General features: G+C 42.1%; 11 protein-coding genes, 7 tRNA genes, 2 rRNA genes, 3 pseudogenes and 1 riboswitch. Of the genes and pseudogenes, 14 read left to right on the top strand and 9 right to left on the bottom strand.

The annotated features are described in order from the left end of the window. The first annotated feature begins 240 nt into the window (after positions 1-240). From QNH29_RS03285 to QNH29_RS03335, 11 genes are all read left to right on the top strand, one after another. A 23S ribosomal RNA gene (locus QNH29_RS03285) occupies positions 241-3,168 on the top strand. A 72-nt stretch (positions 3,169-3,240) separates the two neighbouring features. Continuing rightward, a 5S ribosomal RNA gene (gene rrf / locus QNH29_RS03290) occupies positions 3,241-3,356 on the top strand. Between the two features lie 39 nt (positions 3,357-3,395). Beyond that, positions 3,396-3,470, top strand: a tRNA-Glu gene (locus QNH29_RS03295). 64 nt (positions 3,471-3,534) lie between these two features. Beyond that, a tRNA-Val gene (locus QNH29_RS03300) sits at positions 3,535-3,610 on the top strand. A 79-nt stretch (positions 3,611-3,689) separates the two neighbouring features. After that, positions 3,690-3,766, top strand: a tRNA-Met gene (locus QNH29_RS03305). Between the two features lie 38 nt (positions 3,767-3,804). After that, a tRNA-His gene (locus QNH29_RS03310) sits at positions 3,805-3,879 on the top strand. 10 nt (positions 3,880-3,889) lie between these two features. Beyond that, a tRNA-Gln gene (locus QNH29_RS03315) sits at positions 3,890-3,964 on the top strand. Positions 3,965-3,975: 11 nt separating this feature from the next. Beyond that, positions 3,976-4,049, top strand: a tRNA-Gly gene (locus QNH29_RS03320). Positions 4,050-4,054: 5 nt separating this feature from the next. Further along, positions 4,055-4,128, top strand: a tRNA-Ile gene (locus tag QNH29_RS03325). Positions 4,129-4,743: 615 nt separating this feature from the next. Next, on the top strand, positions 4,744-5,016 hold the full coding sequence (locus QNH29_RS03330) for a nitroreductase family protein (protein ID WP_283863436.1): 273 nt from the start codon (positions 4,744-4,746) through the stop codon (positions 5,014-5,016). 60 nt (positions 5,017-5,076) lie between these two features. Next, positions 5,077-5,379 (top strand): hypothetical protein, encoded by a 303-nt coding sequence (locus QNH29_RS03335; protein WP_283863437.1) that lies wholly within the window; start codon positions 5,077-5,079, stop codon positions 5,377-5,379. Between the two features lie 37 nt (positions 5,380-5,416). Here the strand turns inward: QNH29_RS03335 and QNH29_RS03340 are convergent, their stop codons facing one another. The 7 genes and pseudogenes from QNH29_RS03340 to QNH29_RS03370 form a co-directional block, all read right to left on the bottom strand. Continuing rightward, the gene (locus QNH29_RS03340) at positions 5,417-5,668 is read right to left on the bottom strand and encodes a hypothetical protein (RefSeq protein WP_283863438.1); all 252 of its coding nucleotides are present in this window, start codon (positions 5,666-5,668) and stop codon (positions 5,417-5,419) included. A 180-nt stretch (positions 5,669-5,848) separates the two neighbouring features. Continuing rightward, positions 5,849-6,645, bottom strand: a pseudogene (locus QNH29_RS03345) (cytochrome c oxidase assembly protein). Further along, positions 6,646-7,124: pseudogene (locus QNH29_RS03350) on the bottom strand (DUF2243 domain-containing protein). It lies immediately after the preceding pseudogene. Between the two features lie 118 nt (positions 7,125-7,242). After that, entirely contained in the window at positions 7,243-8,046 is an 804-nt protein-coding gene (locus tag QNH29_RS03355; RefSeq protein ID WP_283863439.1) for a hypothetical protein, read from the bottom strand. A 217-nt stretch (positions 8,047-8,263) separates the two neighbouring features. Beyond that, positions 8,264-9,142: pseudogene (gene dapA / locus QNH29_RS03360) on the bottom strand (4-hydroxy-tetrahydrodipicolinate synthase). A 125-nt stretch (positions 9,143-9,267) separates the two neighbouring features. Further along, positions 9,268-9,448, bottom strand: a riboswitch (Lysine riboswitch). A 213-nt stretch (positions 9,449-9,661) separates the two neighbouring features. Continuing rightward, positions 9,662-10,252, bottom strand: coding sequence for a M15 family metallopeptidase (locus QNH29_RS03365; RefSeq protein ID WP_481858773.1), 591 nt, complete (start codon positions 10,250-10,252; stop codon positions 9,662-9,664). A 179-nt stretch (positions 10,253-10,431) separates the two neighbouring features. Further along, positions 10,432-11,514, bottom strand: coding sequence for a branched-chain amino acid aminotransferase (locus QNH29_RS03370; protein ID WP_283863440.1), 1,083 nt, complete (start codon positions 11,512-11,514; stop codon positions 10,432-10,434). 331 nt (positions 11,515-11,845) lie between these two features. Between QNH29_RS03370 and QNH29_RS03375 the strand changes: the two genes are divergently transcribed. Together QNH29_RS03375 and QNH29_RS03380 are read left to right on the top strand one after the other, a co-directional pair. Beyond that, positions 11,846-12,694, top strand: a complete 849-nt coding sequence (locus QNH29_RS03375; protein ID WP_283863441.1) for a DegV family protein — start codon at positions 11,846-11,848, stop codon at positions 12,692-12,694. 382 nt (positions 12,695-13,076) lie between these two features. Next, positions 13,077-13,937 (top strand): EamA family transporter, encoded by an 861-nt coding sequence (locus tag QNH29_RS03380; protein ID WP_283863442.1) that lies wholly within the window; start codon positions 13,077-13,079, stop codon positions 13,935-13,937. A gap of 436 nt (positions 13,938-14,373) precedes the next feature. Here QNH29_RS03380 and guaC read toward each other — a convergent pair whose 3' ends face one another. Further along, on the bottom strand, positions 14,374-15,357 hold the full coding sequence (gene guaC / locus QNH29_RS03385; protein WP_283863443.1) for a GMP reductase: 984 nt from the start codon (positions 15,355-15,357) through the stop codon (positions 14,374-14,376). Positions 15,358-15,505: 148 nt separating this feature from the next. On the opposite strand from guaC, the gene QNH29_RS03390 reads away from it, so the two are divergent. Continuing rightward, positions 15,506-16,081, top strand: coding sequence for a YhcN/YlaJ family sporulation lipoprotein (locus QNH29_RS03390; protein WP_283863444.1), 576 nt, complete (start codon positions 15,506-15,508; stop codon positions 16,079-16,081). Positions 16,082-16,232: 151 nt separating this feature from the next. Here QNH29_RS03390 and QNH29_RS03395 read toward each other — a convergent pair whose 3' ends face one another. After that, positions 16,233-21,821 carry a pullulanase gene (locus tag QNH29_RS03395; protein ID WP_283863445.1) on the bottom strand — a complete coding sequence of 1,863 codons (5,589 nt, stop codon included), beginning with the start codon at positions 21,819-21,821 and terminating at the stop codon, positions 16,233-16,235. Positions 21,822-22,130: the final 309 nt, after the last annotated feature.

Below are 22,130 nucleotides of genomic sequence, written 5' to 3' on the forward strand. Positions count from 1 at the left end.
GTTTAGTTTTGAGAGAACAATCTCTCAAAACATTTGCTCCTGCGCCGCAGTAGTTCGGGAAGTTATTCCTCAGCTCGTCGCAAGGCAGCATGATGTAAAGCTCTGAAGTTTAATCACGATGTGATTGAAATCAGTAGCCTCGTTCCTTGAAAACTAGATAATCGTAAGAAGAAGTCAAAGTAAAACCGAGAATCGCCATTTTAGTTTTCTCTCTTATTAAATTAAGAGTATAACCATTTAGGTTAAGTTAGAAAGGGCGCACGGTGGATGCCTTGGCACTAGGAGCCGATGAAGGACGGGACTAACACCGATATGCTTCGGGGAGCTGTAAGTAAGCTTTGATCCGGAGATTTCCGAATGGGGGAACCCACTGTTCGTAATGGAACAGTATCTTTACCTGAATACATAGGGTATTGAAGGCAGACCCGGGGAACTGAAACATCTAAGTACCCGGAGGAAGAGAAAGCAAACGCGATTCCCTGAGTAGCGGCGAGCGAAACGGGACATAGCCCAAACCAAGAGGCTTGCCTCTTGGGGTTGTAGGACACTCAACATGGAGTTACAAAGGAACGGGGTAGATGAAGCGACCTGGAAAGGTCCGTCATAGAAGGTAAAAACCCTGTAGTTGAAACTTCGTTCCCTCCTGAGTGGATCCTGAGTACGGCCGGACACGTGAAATCCGGTCGGAAGCTGGGAGCACCATCTCCCAAGGCTAAATACTCCCTAGTGACCGATAGTGAACCAGTACCGTGAGGGAAAGGTGAAAAGCACCCCGGAAGGGGAGTGAAAGAGATCCTGAAACCGTGTGCCTACAAGTAGTCAGAGCCCGTTCATGGGTGATGGCGTGCCTTTGTAGAATGAACCGGCGAGTTACGATCCCATGCAAGGTTAAGTTGAAGAGACGGAGCCGCAGCGAAAGCGAGTCTGAATAGGGCGAATGAGTATGTGGTCGTAGACCCGAAACCAGGTGATCTACCCATGTCCAGGGTGAAGTCCAGGTAACACTGGATGGAGGCCTGAACCCACGCACGTTGAAAAGTGCGGGGATGAGGTGTGGGTAGCGGAGAAATTCCAATCGAACTTGGAGATAGCTGGTTCTCTCCGAAATAGCTTTAGGGCTAGCCTCACGTTGTAAGAGTCTTGGAGGTAGAGCACTGTTTGGACTAGGGGCCCTCATCAGGTTACCGAATTCAGACAAACTCCGAATGCCAAAGACTTATCCGTGGGAGTCAGACTGCGAGTGATAAGATCCGTAGTCAAAAGGGAAACAGCCCAGACCACCAGCTAAGATCCCAAAGTTTACGTTAAGTGGAAAAGGATGTGGAGTTGCTTAGACAACCAGGATGTTGGCTTAGAAGCAGCCACCATTTAAAGAGTGCGTAATAGCTCACTGGTCGAGTGACTCTGCGCCGAAAATGTACCAGGGCTAAACGTAACACCGAAGTTGTGGATTGACACCGTTGGTGTCAGTGGTAGGAGAGCGTTCTAAGGGCGTTGAAGCTAGACCGTAAGGACTGGTGGAGCGCTTAGAAGTGAGAATGCCGGTATGAGTAGCGAAAGATGGGTGAGAATCCCATCCACCGTATGCCTAAGGTTTCCTGAGGAAGGCTCGTCCTCTCAGGGTTAGTCGGACCTAAGCCGAGGCCGAAAGGCGTAGGCGATGGACAACAGGTTGATATTCCTGTACCACCTCTTTATCGTTTGAGTGATGGGGGACGCAGGAGGATAGGGTAAGCGCACTGCTGGATATGTGCGTGTAAGCAGTTAGGCTGGTGAATAGGAAAATCCGTTCACCTTAAGGCTGAGCTGTGATGCCGAGGGAAATATAGTACCGAAGTTCCTGATTCCACACTGCCAAGAAAAGCCTCTAGCGAGATAAAAGGTGCCCGTACCGCAAACCGACACAGGTAGGCGAGGAGAGAATCCTAAGGTGAGCGAGAGAACTCTCGTTAAGGAACTCGGCAAAATGACCCCGTAACTTCGGGAGAAGGGGTGCTTTTGAGGTGAATAGCCTCGAAGAGCCGCAGTGAATAGGCCCAGGCGACTGTTTAGCAAAAACACAGGTCTCTGCGAAGCCGCAAGGCGAAGTATAGGGGCTGACGCCTGCCCGGTGCTGGAAGGTTAAGAGGAGGGGTTAGCGCAAGCGAAGCTCTGAATCGAAGCCCCAGTAAACGGCGGCCGTAACTATAACTATCCTAAGGTAGCGAAATTCCTTGTCGGGTAAGTTCCGACCCGCACGAAAGGCGTAACGATCTGGGCACTGTCTCAACGAGAGACTCGGTGAAATTATAGTACCTGTGAAGATGCAGGTTACCCGCGACAGGACGGAAAGACCCCGTGGAGCTTTACTGTAGCCTGATATTGAATTTTGGTACAGCTTGTACAGGATAGGTAGGAGCCTGAGAAACCGGAGCGCCAGCTTCGGTGGAGGCGCCGGTGGGATACTACCCTGGCTGTATTGAAATTCTAACCCGCACCCTCATCGGGGTGGGAGACAGTGTCAGGTGGGCAGTTTGACTGGGGCGGTCGCCTCCTAAAGAGTAACGGAGGCGCCCAAAGGTTCCCTCAGAATGGTTGGAAATCATTCGTAGAGTGTAAAGGCACAAGGGAGCTTGACTGCGAGACCTACAAGTCGAGCAGGGACGAAAGTCGGGCTTAGTGATCCGGTGGTTCCGCATGGAAGGGCCATCGCTCAACGGATAAAAGCTACCCCGGGGATAACAGGCTTATCTCCCCAAGAGTCCACATCGACGGGGAGGTTTGGCACCTCGATGTCGGCTCATCGCATCCTGGGGCTGTAGTCGATCCCAAGGGTTGGGCTGTTCGCCCATTAAAGCGGTACGCGAGCTGGGTTCAGAACGTCGTGAGACAGTTCGATCCCTATCCGTCGTGGGCGCAGGAAATTTGAGAGGAGCTGTCCTTAGTACGAGAGGACTGGGATGGACGCACCGCTGGTGTACCAGTTGTCTTGCCAAAGGCATCGCTGGGTAGCTATGTGCGGACGGGATAAGTGCTGAAAGCATCTAAGCATGAAGCCCCCTCAAGATGAGATTTCCCATAGCGTCAAGCTAGTAAGAACCCTGAAAGATGATCAGGTTGATAGGTCAGAGGTGGAAGCGCGGTAACGTGTGGAGCTGACTGATACTAATCGTTCGAGGACTTAACCAATTTAAGGTGAACTCGTTTTTACAAACTTCTTCTAAATTATCTAGTTTTGAGGGAATGAAACCTCAAAAAATGTCTGGTAATAATGGCGAGAAGGTCACACCCGTTCCCATACCGAACACGGAAGTTAAGCTTCTCAGCGCCGATGGTAGTTGGGACTTTGTCCCTGTGAGAGTAGGACGTTGCCAGGCATTGCCCCATAGGGGCTTTTATTTTGAGAATTATTGAATGGCCCCTTGGTCAAGCGGTTAAGACACCGCCCTTTCACGGCGGTAACACGGGTTCGAATCCCGTAGGGGTCACCAACATTTTTTCGCAAAAGCGAAAATAACGTTCCATCGCGACAGCGAAAATAATTTTCATTATTACGGAGGATTAGCTCAGCTGGGAGAGCATCTGCCTTACAAGCAGAGGGTCGGCGGTTCGATCCCGTCATCCTCCACCATAGTTTTTTCGCGATAGCGAAAATAACTTTCCATTTGTTTAATGTGTCATGAGAATATTCAAATTTTAATTTTTACTATCGCGGGGTGGAGCAGTCTGGTAGCTCGTCGGGCTCATAACCCGAAGGTCGCAGGTTCAAATCCTGTCCCCGCAACCAATTAAATTTCTAGGTATAAACCTCAACTATATATTTTGGCGATTGTGGCGAAGTGGTTAACGCATCGGATTGTGGTTCCGACATTCGTGGGTTCGATTCCATCAGTCGCCCCATTTAAAATATTGGGCTATAGCCAAGCGGTAAGGCATCGCACTTTGACTGCGACATGCGTTGGTTCAAATCCAGCTAGCCCAGCCATTTTTCTTTTTGCGGGTGTAGTTTAGTGGTAAAACCTCAGCCTTCCAAGCTGATGTTGTGAGTTCGATTCTCATCACCCGCTCCAATTAAGGGCCTATAGCTCAGCTGGTTAGAGCGCACGCCTGATAAGCGTGAGGTCGATGGTTCGAGTCCATTTAGGCCCATAAATACTTCGGAAAGAGTGATTGCTATTATTAGCAGTCGCTCTTTTTTGTTCTTTTCTAATTATAAATCTATTCGTTACCGTAATCGCCAAATATTCAAGGTAAGGGTCACGATTATCTACTAATCGTGACCAGAAAAGCAAATGATTTAAGTTAACGGTAACGAATAACCCCTATTCATTACCGAAGACGTCCAATAATTGAGTTAATGGTATAGAATAACATAAAAATCGTGAACACTGCAATTGGTTTCTGAGAGTTTAAAAAAGGATTTTATTTGTAGCAGACCATTATGTATGGTTACAATAAAATTGAAAATACCAACTAGTTAGTTGGTTAGTATATGGATTAAGAAAGGGGACTCAAAATTTTTGAAACGTCAATCATAGAAACCATGAAAAAACGACAATCGGTAAGAAATTTTGATACAACAAATATTACACAATCCCATGTTGACAGGATAAAGGAATACATAAGCAATGAAGAGAACCTAATTGAATCGTTTGGCAGCAAGGGAAGAATCGAGTTTATTCCTGTAACCAATAATGTAAGTGATAAAGGTATCAAGCTAGGCACATACGGATTTATTAAAAATCCACAAGCATATTTGGCAGGGTGGCACAAAATAGTAAATACCCTCTTGTTGATTTTTCCTACGCCTTTCAAAAACTAGTTGTTTGGTTAACGGAGTTAGAAATCGGTACTTGCTGGATGGGTGGAACGTTCAATCGAAATTCGTTTGAACAAGAAATCCAGCTCGAGGGAGGAGTTTTTATCCCTTGTATAACACCAATCGGCTACCCGCACCAAAAACAACGGGTATTTGATAAAGCACTTCGGTACGTTGTAAAGCTGATAATAAAAAGCCATGGAAAAAGCTTTTTATGATACAGTTTTCGAAGTGCCCTTGGAAGAGAAAATGCAGGTTCACTTGAAATACCAATTGAGATGGTTAGGATTGAACTCTCTGCATCGAATAAACAGCCTTGGCGACTTCTATTGTCCAGCGATAGAAAGGTCTGTCATTTTTATATAGAGCATACACCGAATTATAGTTCTAAGCTTGGCTATGATATGCAGCTATTAGATATGGGAATTGCGATGTGCCAGTTTGAGTTAGCTTGTAAGGAATTAGAGATAAAAGGTCGTTGGTCTGTGGAAAAACCAAGTATACAACTCCCAACAGAGCATACTGAGTATATCGCCAGCTGGATTGCCCGTCCCACAGAACTAAAGAAAGAGCTGAAATAAAAACTAATCAAACGTTTGATTAAATGAGACCTCTGAATTAAAGAATCTCATTGTATAAAGATAAACTAATCAAACGTTTAATTAGTAAAAATTCAGAACGATTATGACTTTGATAGCTCCACTTTTCTTTTTCAATATCCATTGCCGATACAATATAGGCAAATCCATTCATTAAGAAGTAAATAACATTTGATTGCACGCGTTCCGTTTCTCCTAAATAAGTATTTAAGATAATGACGACAGAATATAAAACTACAAAGAATAGAGCGATTTTATTAAAGATTTCCATCTAAACAACTCCTTTTTAGGATACTTAATTTATCATATTTTCGTGGTGCTAAACTTATGCAGATCAAGAGGCATTTGGAATCTCTTATAACTCATGATAGACAAGATAAGGTATATTTTATAAATGATTTCAAAAAAAACCTGTATGGATCTTACTTTGTTCTCCATGCAGGTTTATTAATTAAATGATTTTTAATGACTTATCCACAAAGGTTCGTGGTCGTGCAGCTCTATACCATTGCCGGCAAAATAAAAATATCAAGCCAAGTTCTATAAGATCCCCGCCGTAATACATGATCATTCCTCCGGCTTGGGCATGTTCAATTGGTACTCCAGCTGGGGGATAAGCATAAATGTACTTTGAAAGAATTCCGTGTGCGGCTAACGATAGAATTAATACGATAGCTCGAAAAATAAAACTATACCGGTGCGCTATGGGATCAACATAGATAATTGAAATGGTATAGAGATAACCGGCTAAGAATACGTGGAGATGAACAATCATCTGAAGAAGAGGATAATAATGCATCGCCGTGTACAGCTCTGTCGTATATAATACCCATAATCCTCCGATATTAAGTATAGAGGCAGCAATCGGATGACAATAAACGCCCACTGGGAAACTCTTTAACATACGAGATAGTTTTCTAGCATATCTAACACCTAGATTTCTCATCAGAAGAGTCATTGGAGCAGCAAGTGATAGAAGAAGAGGCGCAAGCATTCCAAGAAACAAATGTCCAACCATATGTGCCGTGAAATTTTTATGAGCTAATTCCGCAATAGGATCGATTATTGCAGCGGCAGCAGACAGAACACCGAATACCCAGAAAATGTAACGATAAATCGGCCATTGTTTATGACGTTGGTTTGAAAGTAATCCTAATAGAAGATAAATTAATACAGCCAAGACAAAGGGAGAGCCAAAAGAAGATCGTTCGGCAGCTCACTTGCATGAGGGACATGGTGATGTTGCATTTAGACCGTTCCTCCCATCACTTTTGCTTCTTGGCCTGTCCTAGAAACGATGATTAACCCAGCGATTAGCATGACCGCCGCAAGAATGTTCCATGCCCAATCGTAAGGAGCAATCTCCACGTTATAGCGGATTTGATGGATTTTCATTAATTTATGTTGAACGGTACCATCGAAAAATTAAACCCGCCTCCGCCAACTAGAAATCCCCCAACCCATCTCTTCGGCCACCATGCATTTCTCCGGCGGAGGTCGGATACTAGGAATGCCCCTGCAACCGTGGAGAACCAGCTAAAGGCATGAAAAATCCCATCTGATACGAGACCCATATCAGGGGTGGATTTATCATAAAAATGATGCCAATGCAGCAGCTGGTGGAAAACAGCCTCATCAATAAAAGCAACAAAACCGATTCCCAGTAAACAACCAGACAAAAGGTTTCGTCCCAAGTAGTTCAAACGCTCATCATGACTTTTAGGCATCGAATTCTCTCCCTATTCCATTTTTACCTTGGTAATAGTTTATCCTGTCGGCAGTAATTCCAAACCGATGAGGAATAGAGATTATATTTAATGTATTCCAAACGAATCAAACGTTTGATTAACAGGTAAGGAAAACAGGAATGTATTTTTTCGACTGTGGTGGATTGATCGCCACGCTAATATACCAATGCCAATGTTTTTCACTTTTTCGTTTTCCAATGACACCACTTAAAATCATCCCTAGTTCCACATAATCAGACGGCAAATCCTTTACATAATAAGTGTGATGGGCGCTCAAATCAGTTAATACACAGGTATCCTCAATCTTGCTTGTTACCTCAAATACTCCCTCTTTAGTATTTTGATATTGGATGCCGCTTAAGGATAATTCTTCTATGTCTTGTTTCGGATCCCAGTTATCACTATAGGCTTTAGGAAAATGTTTTAAAAACAGAAAATTTAAAAGGTGTTCACAGGATATAAGGTAAGGGGCAGCTTCTGTGGTGTATGTTTCGATAATGGAGGAATATTGAGTGCCAACTCGTTTTTCAAGCCAGCGGGCAAACTTTTTCAATTGGAATAGGAAGTTATCTGTTTCCTTCATGGTTTGAGAGATAGATATATTTTGAGGATAATAGTAATAAATGAATTTTTCCCAGAATGAGGATTCACATAGATCCCAGGAGGATGGACAATTATCTTCTAGACAATCCGTCATATATTTTGACAGTATTCGAAGGAATTCATTGCGATTTTGGTCAGAGGGTTTCTCGCGTTTGTATGCAATTAAATCTTTTCCATAGTAAAAGACATGACCGCGGTTCCTCATTCCAAATTCAGCACTTATTGCTAAGTCCATAAATACGTTTTTTCTTTCTTCTGGGGTTGTCATTGGAATTGCCCATGCTTTTACTTCCGGCATGTTCTTAAAGCTGGAGTTTTGCTTTTGCTATTTTTCATAAATCAACCTGCTTTCAGAATTTTTTTAAGAATAGGAGAGGGTTCAATCAGGGGAATCAGGATGTAACAATTTGTATTATACAATTTAATAGGGAAGGGGATTCGGGTGAGAATTGTAATATTTGTGAATATTTAATTATTATTTTCCCCAAAGAAACCTGCCCCGTGAAGGGACAGGATTATACCAATGTGTTAATTGGCAGAACTTTTTGCAGTGCGCTTTTCTCTTCTTCATTTAATGGGATCATTGGCAGGCGGACATCCCCAACCTGGACACCTTGCATATTTAATGCCGCTTTTACAGGAGTAGGATTCGGTGCCATAAATAATGCTTTCATGATTGGCAGAAGGCGGCGATGTTCTGCAGCTGCTTCTTGGACATGTCCGTTTTTAAACTTTGTAATCATTTCCTGCATTTGATTGCCAATGATATGGGAAGCAACGGAAACAACACCGGCTCCGCCAATCGCTAGTACTGGTATCGTTAATCCATCATCTCCGCTGTACAAGGTAAAAGTATCTGAGTACGGCTAATGATTTCAGCCATGGCATCTAAATCGCCACTTGCTTCTTTTACAGCCACAATATTATTAATGGCAGAGAGGCGGATAATTGTCTCTGCTGAGATGTTGACGGCACTAGCGTCCAGGAATATTATAAAGCATAATTGGTAAAGAAGTTGCTTCAGCAATAGCTTTAAAGTGCTGGAACAGCCCCTCTTGAGATGGCTTATTATAGTATGGCGCTACGAGCATAATGCCATCAACGCCTGCTGCTTCCGCCTGTTTCGTTAAGCTGATAGAGGCTCTAGTGTTATTGGAGCCGGTTCCAGCGATGACAGGCACTCTGCCGGCTGCAACCTCGACCACGAATTTAAATAACGCTATTTTTTCCTCTGTTGTTAATGTTGGAGATTCTCCAGTGGTTCCTGCAACTACTAATCCATCGGTACCATTCGCAATTAAGTAATTTACTAGTGTTCTCGTTGCGTTATAGTCAATCTCTCCATGCTGATCAAATGGCGTCACCATTGCTGTTAAAACTTGGCCGAAAATCATCAAGCTCACCCTTTACATAATTTTTAGAAAAATTAGAGGTAGTTCAGGTCAATCATAAGTAATCGCAAAAAGCAGCAACGAAGGCTCGCTGCTGCAGTAGAAACATAATTAAAATCCGTTCCTTTGCGTAAGATAGCCCTCCATATAGTCACCTATATGACAGTTCTGTATTTATTCAACAGCAGAACCAGCTTCAAGACAAATGAGATTCTATCCGCTTCGGCAAATTCCCCTTTCCACAATCATCATAGGATCCTCATTATCCTCCAACTATGTACTAATGGTTTTTGCACCTCTATCCTCACTTCAAAAGGTATGAAGTAAGAAAATATTTAATTATTAATAAATATACCAGAAAATTCTTTAAAATTCAAGAGAAAAAGAGCCAAGAGAAAAGGTGCTACGAGAAAAGTGCTTGTCACCGCAAAATGTCACCGCAAAAGCGGTGACATTTTGCGGTGACAGGCACCACTCGTGGACACTGTCCACCTCAGGCGGACAGTTGGCGGCTTTGCACTTTTATTTTATTTCGTCTGTATCTGCTGTTAGGGATAGGTCTGCTGGTCGTTTTCCGTTTTGCAGGTCGGCTAGTGTTAGGCCAAAGTTCATTTGCAAATGGGGATAGTCTTTAAATTGGACCCAATCGCCGCCCCATTCAAAGCCTAATGTTTTTGCTATTTCTACGACCTCGGTCCAATCGCTTTTTCCGTTTTGGTTGCCATCGTAATTCATATCCCAGATAACATTTTCAGATGGTGTTTTTATTGCAAAATCAATAGCCAGCCCAAAGTTGTGAAAGGACTCTCCGCCTCTTGCATGGGTTACAATACTTCCAGCCGCTGTCCTGCCTTGTTCATAGAGTCGATCTTGGTCTTCTGCACTGCGGAAGTCATCCGTAATCACAATTACAATTCCTTTATCAGCTGCTTGTTGAACTAACTGATTGCTCCGTTCTCTCACTACAGGATGAAGTTCAGTTGGTATTGGCGCGGAACTACCTATGTTAAATATATTTAGTAAGCTGGAGCCAATAGGGTTTTGCACAAAGAATAAAATAATGAGACCAATAATCAAGGTAAATAGTAGTCTGCCTCTCCACTTAAGTTTCACAATCAAAAATCCTTTCTTGTCAAGAATCTTGCAATAGTAAAGACGAGAAATAGAGAATCATTGTTTCAAAAGTTCCTTCCTAATTTTGTATATCCATATGAAATTCTATACCCAAAAAGTCTTTTTAAATAAAAAAAGATCCAGCTCAGCTGCATCTTTCATATCAGGTGTATATAATTTTAGCCTTCAACTTGTGTAACTTTAACGGTCCAATTAAATGGATCTTCTTTTTTTCCTAACTGTATTCCGGTGATCTCATCATAAATAGCCTGTGATAGCTGACCGATTTTATTATCATTAATAGTGATAGATTGATCTTTCCATGTTAGTTCGCCAACAGGAGAAATAACGGCAGCTGTTCCTGCTCCAAAGACTTCCTCCAGTTCACCGCGCTGCTGTGCCGCAAAGACATCTTCAATGGATATTCTTTCTTCGCGCACAGGGATCTTCCAATACTTCAATAATTGAATGACGGAATCACGGGTGACTCCAGGTAAAATGCTGCCATTTAATCTCGGGGTTACAACTTCGCCATTGATTTTGAAGAAGATATTCATACTGCCGACTTCTTCCACATATTTATTCTCCTTTGCATCAAGCCAAAGGATTTGGGCATAGCCGCCTTTATCTGCCTTTTCCTGTGCTTTTAAGCTGGCCGCATAGTTTCCAGCTGTCTTTACATGGCCTACACCGCCAATTACCGCTCGAACGAATTGCTCTTCGACATAAATTTTTACAGGATTTAACTGGCTGCCATAGTAGGCTCCAGACGGAGAAAGGATGACAAGCAACTTGTATTGGCTGGCTGGACGAACTCCAAGATAAGGCTCTGTTGAAAAAATGAACGGCCGAATATAGAGGGATGTTCCATCACCGCCAGGCACCCAGTCTTTTTCAGTAATAATTAATCGTTTAATACCTTCTAACAAAAACTCCTCATCAATTCGGGGAATGCATAGCCTGTCACATGACTCGTTTAGGCGCTTCATATTCTTCTCTGGACGGAATAGCTGGATAGTACCATCCGCTGTTTTATATGCCTTCATCCCTTCGAAGATAGCTTGTCCATAATGGAAAACCATTGCTGACGGATCAAGTGTTATCGGCTCATAAGGAGCAATTCTTGGATTAAACCATCCATTGTCACTATGATAATCCATTACAAACATGTAATCGCTGAAATACTTTCCGAAACCGAGTGAAGCGGTATCAGGCTTTGTTTTTAATTGTTCTCTCGGAATAAATGAAATCTCCTGTTTCATGCTCGCACCTCATTTTAATAATAGATTCAGTAGTAAACACGTTTCTATCTTTTACTAAAACATGTCGTAACTGTAGTTAATTATATTTTTGAAATAGTAAAAATACTTTTCTATACTATACCACTATTTAAATTGAAATAGGGTAATTTTGATTTAGTTTTTGTCTAAGCAGTGACAATCGTGTTTATCAGATTTAAAAAACTGAGTCATATATGACAAATATAACTTGTGAGAAATTATTCGTTTTTGTAATGTTAACCTCGTTAGAATACTACTATTTTACGTTTTTCCTATATAGATTTAGAGAATTTCATTGAAGGAAAGTGATAAAATGAACAAGCTTAAAATAGCATGGATTACGGACACGACTGCTTCTCTTAGCAAAGAGTTTATTGAAAAACATCATATACATGTTATTCCCTTGCATGTTGTTATTAACGATACATATTACAAAGAAACAATTGATATTTCCGCAGAAGATTTCTATGAACGCATGAAAAATGAGGAAGGAAAATTCCAATCCTCCCAGCCAAATATTGGAGACATTGTGGACCTTTATGAAAGGTTAAAAGAAGAGTATGACTTTGGCGTAGCAATTCATGCTTCGAGCACCTTAACTGGCACGTATCAAACGTCTGTCATGGCAGCGGAAATGGCTGGATTTAAATTGTTCGCCATTGATTCACGTACCGGATCCTTTCCTTTATCCTTCCTTGTAAAAAGGGGAATAGAGTTGGTTGAACAGGGTCATGAAATTGGAGAAGTTGTTGACCGATTAAACAACTTGAGGGAACACACTCGATTATTTTTGGTGCCATCTAACTTGGATCAGCTGCATAAAAGTGGCAGGGTTTCTGGAAGTCAAAAAATATTGGCCTCATTATTTAATATTAAGCCAATTTTATCGATTGAGGATGGAGCCGCAAAGATTAAGGATAAAGTCCGAACGGAAAAGAAGGCGCTTGCTTGGCTGGTCAATCATTTAAAGGAAGACCTAGATACAAAAGCTGTTCAGAAAGTGGCGATTGTCCATGCAAACGACCGAGAAAAGGCAGATGGTCTTGAAAGAATTATCAATGAAACATTCCCAGCCATTGAAACAGAAAAGTTAATGCTCATTACCGTTGCAGGTGTGCATACAGGTGTTGGGACACTTGGACTTTCGTGGGTTACTGAATAAACAAAGGAAGAGACACCCAATCCGTTGTGATTGGGTGTCTCTTTTTATAATATGCTATAATTTCGATTATCTAGGCTGAAATCAATACCATCTCATTCATCTTCTGTATAGGCTTCAGTTGACTTATCCCTGCAATCCCAGCATTCAGTTCGATTTCTCTCTGGGAGAGATAATTCGTTTCCACAAGAAATACAGATATCCATACTAAAAGACTCCCCTTTCCAGTGAAAATTTGGTTTTAACTATATATATTCACCCATGCTTCATCTTATTCTCGACATTCCATAAAGTTTCTTGTAGTAGAAAGGCATAATTATTTTCGCATTGGTGCAGAGACTACTTCATAATAATACATATATCTAAAGACAAAAGCAGGTGTAAAATGAGTATCATTTTAGCATTATTAGCAGCTTTATTTGCGGCATTTACGGCAATCTTGGCAAAAGTGGGAATTGAAAATGTAAACTCCAACCTAGCAACTGCTGTTAGGACGATTGTGGTATTAATCATGGCTTTTATCATGGTACTGATAACGGGCAAGCTGGAGACGATTTCACAGATTTCAACAACCGCATTATGGTTTATTTTGTTATCTGGTTTTGCGACGGGCTTTTCATGGTTATTTTTCTTTAAAGCACTCGCCATTGGTGATGTTTCTAAAGTTGTACCAATTGATAAATCCAGTGTTGTGCTTACGATAATTTTTTCTATCCTAGTCTTAGGGGAGCCAGCAGATCCTTTGATTATGGCTGGTGGAGCAATCATAGCCATTGGAACGTTTATTTTAATTGGGAAAAATGAGGAAAAGAAACGCTTTTCAGGTTCGCAGCGGTATATTGTGTATGCGATTTTAGCGGCTGTATTTGCGGCATTAACTTCAATACTGGCAAAAGTGGGAATGGAAGATGTTGATTCCAATGTAGCAACATTTTTACGTACCATTGTAATCTTGTTATTTGCCTGGGTGATTGTATTTTTCCAAAGGACGCATAAGAAGCTAAAGGAGATTTCGAAAAAAGGGTATCTCTTTTTGGTTTTATCGGGAGTGGCTACTGGATTATCTTGGTTATGTTATTTTGCAGCTCTTGCGATGGGGAAGGTTTCAATCGTTGCGCCTATTGATAAATTTAGCGTTGTGATCACAATGATATTGAGTTTTACCATTTTAAAAGAAAAAGCAGCCAGACACACGATAATCGGCGGGATTGTCATTACGATTGGGACGGTGTTGCTGATTTTGTAGGGTGGATGGCGATCAAGACTTGATTCAGGTTGGTTTTTTGGGGGATACATTTTTATAAAAAATCCTTTACCTGCCAAAATGATACCTCAACCTGCTATTTTTAGTCGCTTACCTGCATAGATTCCATTTTACCTGCATAAATCGATTGTTTATCTGCCTAACAAAATCATCCGCCAAACCCCAACACTAAAAAAGCCAGGCTGCGCCTGGCTTAGGTATTTTTATTTCCTATATATGGATATTTAACCTGGGTTTAAGGGCAGATTATGGATTCAGTTGCGTTTTTTAAGTTTCTTCTTTTATAAAAAATCCTTTACCTGCCAAAATGATACCTCAACCTGCTATTTTTAGTCGCTTACCTGCATAGATTTCATTTTACCTGCATATTTCGATTGTTTATCTGCCTAACAAAATTACCGACCTTAAATAACATTTTTTAATAAACCTTATCACCATTAAAAATAGAATTCTTCACAACCACATAATCGACATGCCGGATTGCGTCTAACTCTTTTCCGCCGGCATAGGAAATAGAGGATTGTAAATCCTGCTCCATTTCTATAAGTGTATCGAGTAATGAACCTTTGTGCTCCACCAGCATTTTCTTGCCTTCGACGTTTTTTCGTTCACCTTTTTGATATTCTGAGGCTGACCCAAAGTATTCTTTAAAAAGTTTTCCGTCATTTTCAATCGTTTCACCAGGCGATTCTTCATGGCCGGCAAATAGGGAACCAATCATCACCATACAGGCACCAAATCGTATGGACTTTGCAATATCGCCATGGGTACGAATCCCGCCATCGGCGATAATCGGCTTACTTGCTGCCTTGGCGCACCAGCGAAGAGCTGCCAGCTGCCAGCCGCCCGTTCCGAATCCGGTCTTAATCTTCGTAATACATACCTTACCAGGTCCAATTCCAACCTTTGTGGCATCTGCACCTGCTCGTTCTAATTCGCGGACGGCCTCGGGCGTTCCAACATTTCCGGCGATAACAAATGTATGGGGCAGGTGCTGCTTAATATGCTGGATCATCTTAATCACCGCATTGGAGTGGCCGTGTGCAATATCAATTGTAATATATTCCGGAGAAAGCCTTTCTTCTGCTAACTCTTCAATAAATTGATATTCCTCCTGTTTAACCCCCACACTAATCGAAGCGTATAACCCGCGAAATTGCATATCTTTAATAAAATTTAGCCGATGCTCTGGTTCGAAACGGTGCATGATATAAAAATAACCTTTTTCGGCTAAGAAAATCGCGATCTTGTCGTCAATGATGGTCTGCATATTGGCTGGTACGACAGGAAGCTTGAAAGTCCTGCCGCCAAAATTAACGGAAGTATCACATTCAGATCGACTATTTACTACACTTTTTGCCGGAATTAATTGAATATCTTCATAATCAAATACACTATCCATAAGGAGCCTCCTCAAACAAAATCATCAATGGTTTAGTGTGGTTGGAATCGCTTCTTTTTATTCTTGCTAAAAAAATTCCACCTAATCTCTACATAAAAATATGGGTTAAAGGTAATTGTAAGCATGAACTCATTTTAGGAGGAATCATATGAAAACAGTTAAACTCATATTGGCCAGCTTATGTATGACTGTCATCGTTGCTGGGTGTAATATGAAAGAAGAGGGAAGGGAAGCGGACCAGCACGGTGAGATGAACAACCGCAATTTTGGGGCCTACAATCAAGTGAGAAGTTTAGGTAATCCAGATTTAAACTTTATGGACATGAACAATAACAATAATAACAATAATAACAATAACACTACGACCAATAGAAATGGTTTATGGGTAGTAAAGGAAGCAGAGGATAGCATACAGAATTTAGATGAAGTAAAACGGGCGAATGTTATAGCAGCTGACCGTAATGCCTATGTAGGGGTTGAGATGGATGAGGACTTCCATGGTGAACTATATCCGTACATTGAGGACCAAATTGCTCAACAAGTCCGGAATTCAGATGCCACTTTTCAAAATGTATATATTTCAAGCAATCGTGACTTTGTCAGACAGATGAGTCAATATCGAGAAGAAATACAAAATGGAAGATCGGCAGAAGGGCTAAATAGCGGATTTAATAAAATGGTGCGTAGAGTCTTTAATAATCATACTGGGGTTAACCAGGACTAACCTGAAACTTCGTTTATAATACAAAAGAGCCTAACCTAAAAGTTTGTAAATGCAAAAAGAGACCATGGTAAAATGATGGTCTCTCTTTGTTTATAGCAGCCTTTTTTCACTTTTTAGATATGAAGGAATTCTCCTTTAAGCCTTCCTACCCTCATTTCTTTTCAGCATTACCAGGGTTTTTAGCAGACTTGCCGCCCACTTTGAACACAATCGTTGTTAATGGTTCAATGGTCAGTGTTCCATTAACAAGTGTGAATCCTGACTTTTTAGAAACTGGGGTTGCTCCTGCTTCATCGCTGTCGACAACTACCTTGCCTTTAGAGAGGTTATGGTCACCAAGTGTTAACGTCCGTGCTTGGGTATCAGCATTGACGAACACAAAGTAGGTTCCAGTATCGTCAGTTGAAACAGCTTTGTAAGCTATAACGAGGTCTGTGTCCTTAATTTCAGGAAGGTCAAGCAAATTTACATTTTGGTTAATCAGCTGTTGATCGCCCAAACGGAAAGCATTTGTTGACTTCCTTAGTTCAATTAGACCTTGAGTAAACTCACGTGTCACTGTATTGATTGGATATTGTTTCTTATTCACAGCCTTCTGCCAGTCAAACATATTGATGGCGTCTGATGAATCGTAAGAATCATGAATAAAGTATCCAAATGACTTACCTTGTGCGTCTTTCAGTTCATGGTATTTCTGTTCCGGTACGCCTTCACCAAGCCATTGCTTTGTCCGTCCGTATTCCTGTCCAGCATGCAGGAAGGCAGTTCCCTGTGAAGTCAGAATCAGGGAATTTCCAATGCGGATACGTTTATGAATCTCCAGATTGTTTTCCGGAATAGAAGGATCCTTCTTAATCGATTGGGCGATGACATCGTAAAGTGTCATGTTGTCGTGCGCCTCAATGTATTGGACCATATCACCAGGATCATCCTCAGAAGTATTGGATGGCTGGCCTTTAATATTGTTAAAGATGGTATCGATGCTTCTTGCTCCGCCTGTAATGAATCTTGGTTCGCCTTCAGATCCGAAGCCAGACTTTAATTCATTGCGGATTTCATCAGAGAATACTCCGACATTGTCTGTCTTGTCCATCCAATCTTGGTCCGCGCCCATTCCTTTTAGTTCAGGTTCGGCAATGTGACCGGCAAATGTTCTCCAGCCTTCACCGATGAACAGGGCATTTGGATTAATGGAAGCTGCGGCATTATACGCATTTTGGATGGAAGGATACGTCGCATCACCCATCATGTCAAACCTCATGCCATCGATTTTATACTCATCAAACCAGTATTTTACTGAGTCTACCATCAGCTTTTCAGCCATTTTATGGCTTGTTGCCAGGTTGTTTCCGAAGCCGCCCAGGAAGTTCCCCTTATCGTCTTGGAATGCATAATAGTTTGGAACAATGTCATTTAACATGCTTGATTTTGCCATATGTGTATAAACCACATCAAGAACAACACCCATTCCAGCATCATGGATGGCATCAATCAATTCTTTCAGCTCTTTTACACGCTTTTCAGGATTCGTCGGGTCTTCTGAGTAAGCGCCATCTGGAGAGAAGTAGCTGTGCGGGTCATAGCCCCAGTTGTATTCATTTCCTCCAGCTGAATAGTTCAGCTCTCGTTGTCCCATTTTGGTTTCATCGCCATAATACCACGCCATTACTGGAAGCAGTTGAACGTGTGTGACACCCAATTTCTTCAGATATTCGAGTTTATCAATGAAGGCCTTATATGATCCCCATCTTGCATTTAAATCGCCTTCGATGGAAGGATCTGAAGTAAAGTCACGAATATGTGCTTCGTAGATAATAGCATCTTCACGTTTTTCATACCCTTTGATTTTAGCAAAATCAAAATCTTCAGGATCCGTGCTATTCAGGTCAACAATTGCTGCCTTGCCGACTGTATCTCCATCAGGACCAGCTTCCCCTTTTGTATTTACCGTAAAAGCTGCCATTGACTTGGCATACGGGTCAAGAACTTTGTTTGTTACTCCATCATTTGTTACTTCATATTGGTAAAAATAACCCTGTAAATCAGTTGCGTTCAATTCAGCCGGAGCAACGTCAGCAGACCATACCCCTTTTTCGCCTTTTGTCAGTTCTATGCTGCCAATTTGCTCAGCTGCATTATCTTTATGGAAGAAGTTTGCAACGACCTTGCTTGCCTTTGGCGCCCAAAGTTTAAGGGTGACAGCGCCGTCCTTATAGGTTGCACCAAGGTCATTTCCATCGTATCCATACATAGAGTCAAGCATTCTCCAGCTTGTAGCGGCTGAAACGGTCCTGCCTGCATACGTAACGGATAATGGAAGTTTTTCAAGGTCGAATGAAGCTGTTACTTTTGCCGAATTAGCTCCTGTAATTTCAGCAGATTCAATTGCCACATTACCGCCAGCGGCATCCTTGATTTCCAGTGCATTTTTCAAGCTGTCTGGTGTCAGACCTTCTGTCATAGTAAAACCAAGCAGAATCTCATTTTTGGAGATGACTTCTGCTTTCGTGATTCCTGTTGCCTGCTCCCAATAAGGGGAGATATAGACATTGTTATCACCTTGTTTAATCCAAAGGTGATTATATTTGTCCAGCATGTTGAATCCCTTGTCACCGCCATCTTTGCCAGCATCGCCTTTTGTTACATCCATCACCAGGAAGCCCAGGTTTTTCGCACCTTCTGCAAGCTTCACGTCAACGTACGCACCGTAGCGGTCTGTGCCGGAGAATTGGGATGCTCCTGTCGGCCAGTTGGCAGATGGTGATTCCACATCACCCCAGAGCCAAGCACCAAAATTTTCGTAATCGCTATTGTCACGAACATAATGGATGCGGACTGTGTTTGCAGGCAAATCTACTGGCTCGTAGTTGTAGACTTTGTCCGATCCTTGCTTAATCCAGATTTCGTTCATTTCTGGAGATGTAATAGTGAATCCCTTGTCTCCGCCGTCTTTACCTGCATCGCCCTTGGTTATATCCATGACGAGGAATCCAATATTTTTCGCACCCTCTTTTAGCGGAACATCAATATAGGCACCGTAGCTGTCTGTTTTTTCAAACATAGTCGCTCCAACTGGCCAGTTGGCAGAAGGGGAAGCTACATCATTCCACAGCCAAGCACCATAATTTTCATAATTACCATCTGTACGGTTGTAGTGAATACGAAGGTGATTCGCAGGAACGGGTTCAACACTGCCTCCATCATTGCCGTCTTCACCTTCAGCACCTGTGATGCTGCCGCCTTCAACTGTAAGCAGGACGGTACCGCCGTCAGCTTTTGCAGGGATGGTCAAAGTAACTGTGCCGTTTGCTGAAGCACTGTAAGTCTGGTTTGAATAATGGTTTGTCACAACCGCATCCTTGGAATCCAGTGTAAACGTGACTTCCTTGGCACTGTCTGCGATATTCAAGCCGACATAGGCTGCTTCATTTTCGTATTTTCGGGCAAAAACAAGGAACTTGTCGCTGTCAGAGCCGCCGATTGTCACGTGTTCACCTTTAGCAAACATCTCTGAATGATTAGCTCTAAAGTTCAAGACCTTCGTATAGTGTTCTAGTACATCATTGTTTTCTACTTGATCCCATGCCAGGTCATAACGGTTGTCATACTGAGGATAGTTGTTGGCGCCGGATTGTCCAAGCTCCTCTCCGTAATAGATGACCGGCTGGCCCTTTGCTGCTGCCTGTAGAGAGGCTGCCAGCTTCAGCTTGCCTTTGTCATTTCCTTCCTTGTAGAGGAATCCATCTTCGTCATGGCTTCCAAGGAATTGGCCAAGAGTGGCTGTATTATCTATTTTTTCGTTGCGGGCTATCAGGGCATCATTTGCTGCCTTGAGTTTGCCGTTAACGAAATTGTGGGCAATGTCTTTAAAACCAAAATCAAGCAGGGAATCCATCATGCCTGACTCAAGATAGCCGCCGTTTTGATCAGCACTTCCACCCCAGAATTCACCAATCATTTTGTGTTCCGGCATGATTTTGGTAAGTTCATTTTTAAAAGCCATCAAGGTAGCATCTTCCACGTGTTTTACTGTATCCACACGGAAGTAGTCGATGGTATTTCCGTGTGCTGTTTTCGACTTTTCAATCCAGTCTGTTTGCCAGTCAATAATTGCTTGGCGGACTGCTGGATCTTCGGTTTTTAAATCAGGAAGACTTGCGAGCTCACCGACAACCTCATCGGTTCCAACATTCGAACCTTGACGGAGAAGGGAGCTGAACCGGGCGCGGTCTGCATCTGTTGGGTAGCCTGCAGGCGGATTTGCCACAGTTCCATCAATTTCCTTTAATCCATAACCTGTGTGATTTACTACAACGTCAACCATGATTTTAATACCACGTTCATGGGCAGCGTCAATTAGTTGATGGAAATCATCCATCGTACCAAAGTGAGGGTTCAATTCTCCAAAGTTGTTTGCCCAATAGCCATGGTAAGCATAGTAGGAATGGCCTTCAGGGTTGTTATAGCGAACATCGTACTTAATTTGGTCCACGATTGGACTGATCCAGATGGTGTTAACACCAAGCTTGTCCAAGTAATCCAATTTTTCCGTGATGCCTTTGAAGTCTCCGCCTTGGTAGGTCCCACGGTCGTTTTTCGCATCATAATTCTGATTATAAGGGTCGTTGTTTGCAGCATCGCCATCAAAGAAACGGTCTGTCAGCATGAAGTAAATAATGCTTTCATCCCAGTCAAAGTCATTTTCTCCGACTGCCATGCGGGCTTTCACCTCTACAGTAGCGGAACCATTAAAGTAGTTTCCGAAGGAATCAATCACAGTTAGAGGAATATTTATTGTTCCTGCTGTGATATCATCATCCACGGCAATGGTGACTTCTTTCAGTGCTGGATCAATCTCAAGCTGCTTTGCTCCTCCTAGGGAAGAGATATCAGCAAACATTTTGTTAATTTTCAGTTCATTCGTCAATCCTTGTATATCGACAGACAGAACTGCATTTTGACTATAGTCAATTATTGAAGGCTTAACTGTACCCGAAACTGTTAAATTAGCTTTCTGGTAATCTATCACAGAAACGCCGTTAACAGTGTTGTAAGGGTCAGTTACTTCCTCAGTTGTGCCATCTTTTTTGGTCACAAGGTAGGAATATTCGTTTTTGCCATTCGGAATGTCGTTGTAGGTAACTACAAATCTCTCATTCTTTGGTTCAAACGTCATTGGAGTTGTTTTTTCATCAAATTTTAATTCTACTTTTTCGATGGTATTCATCGCGTCGTTAGCAAAAAGCTGTTTATCGCGATAATAGAACGTCGCATTACCTTGGTCAATAACTGGCGGTGATCCGTCTGGTACGATACGGATTTGTTCCACTCCACTTGTAATGTAAGCTTTCGTAATGGAGTCGTTCTTATTGACTGGAATAAAACGATCCCCAAATTCCTTTTGGGCGGTATTCCAGTCATATGTGCTGCGAAGTACAAAGCCCATTTGGGCAGTGTCTGAGCTTACGGGAATAGTAGCAATAGCGGTATTGTCTTGATAAGAATCAAATTTGACTTGACCATCACTAATACCAGTATTCCAAGTCCAAATGTTCCAGTCGCCAAATGTTTTATCTTCGCGAATGTACGTGAAACGAATCTCGCGATCAGTTGTAGCAGATGTCTCCACCTTTGTCTCGGCTGCATGTGCTTCCTGACTTGGGATATAAGGGATCCACAAGCTTAAAAGCATAATCGCAGTCATGATCATGGAGAAAGTCCTTTTCGTGGTTTTTCTCATTGACAGAAGTACCCCCTTAAAAATTTTAGAATAGGGAAGTATAAGAGCATTTTGCTGCGAGTCAATTGCTGTTTGGTCTGTTACTCTAGAATCGCCCTATTGTGCAATCGTTTGCACAAAATGCAAAAAAAAGAGTGCGGGTTGTGCGAGGTACCTTAAAGAATCAATGCACAGAGAACATATCTAAGCGATATAGAAAATTCCTATCTATTAATTCTTAAGTAGAAATCGCTTACAAAATATGTGAGTATCCTATGCAAACGATTGCATTTTCAATATACAACAAAATCATCCAAACTACAAACACTT

It is taken from the genome of Neobacillus sp. DY30 (assembly GCF_030123065.1).
Lineage (GTDB): Bacteria > Bacillota > Bacilli > Bacillales > Cytobacillaceae > Neobacillus.

Excerpts from the sequence above, each read along its gene's own strand:
- QNH29_RS03335 (WP_283863437.1), top strand. The coding sequence starts at position 5,077 with ATGGTTAGGATTGAACTCTCTGCATCGAATAAACAGCCTTGGCGACTT.
- QNH29_RS03340 (WP_283863438.1), bottom strand. The coding sequence starts at position 5,668 with ATGGAAATCTTTAATAAAATCGCTCTATTCTTTGTAGTTTTATATTCT.
- QNH29_RS03355 (WP_283863439.1), bottom strand. The coding sequence starts at position 8,046 with ATGCCGGAAGTAAAAGCATGGGCAATTCCAATGACAACCCCAGAAGAA.
- QNH29_RS03370 (WP_283863440.1), bottom strand. The coding sequence starts at position 11,514 with ATGAAACAGGAGATTTCATTTATTCCGAGAGAACAATTAAAAACAAAG.
- QNH29_RS03375 (WP_283863441.1), top strand. The coding sequence starts at position 11,846 with ATGAACAAGCTTAAAATAGCATGGATTACGGACACGACTGCTTCTCTT.
- QNH29_RS03380 (WP_283863442.1), top strand. The coding sequence starts at position 13,077 with ATGAGTATCATTTTAGCATTATTAGCAGCTTTATTTGCGGCATTTACG.
- guaC (WP_283863443.1), bottom strand. The coding sequence starts at position 15,357 with ATGGATAGTGTATTTGATTATGAAGATATTCAATTAATTCCGGCAAAA.
- QNH29_RS03390 (WP_283863444.1), top strand. The coding sequence starts at position 15,506 with ATGAAAACAGTTAAACTCATATTGGCCAGCTTATGTATGACTGTCATC.
- QNH29_RS03395 (WP_283863445.1), bottom strand. The coding sequence starts at position 21,821 with ATGAGAAAAACCACGAAAAGGACTTTCTCCATGATCATGACTGCGATT.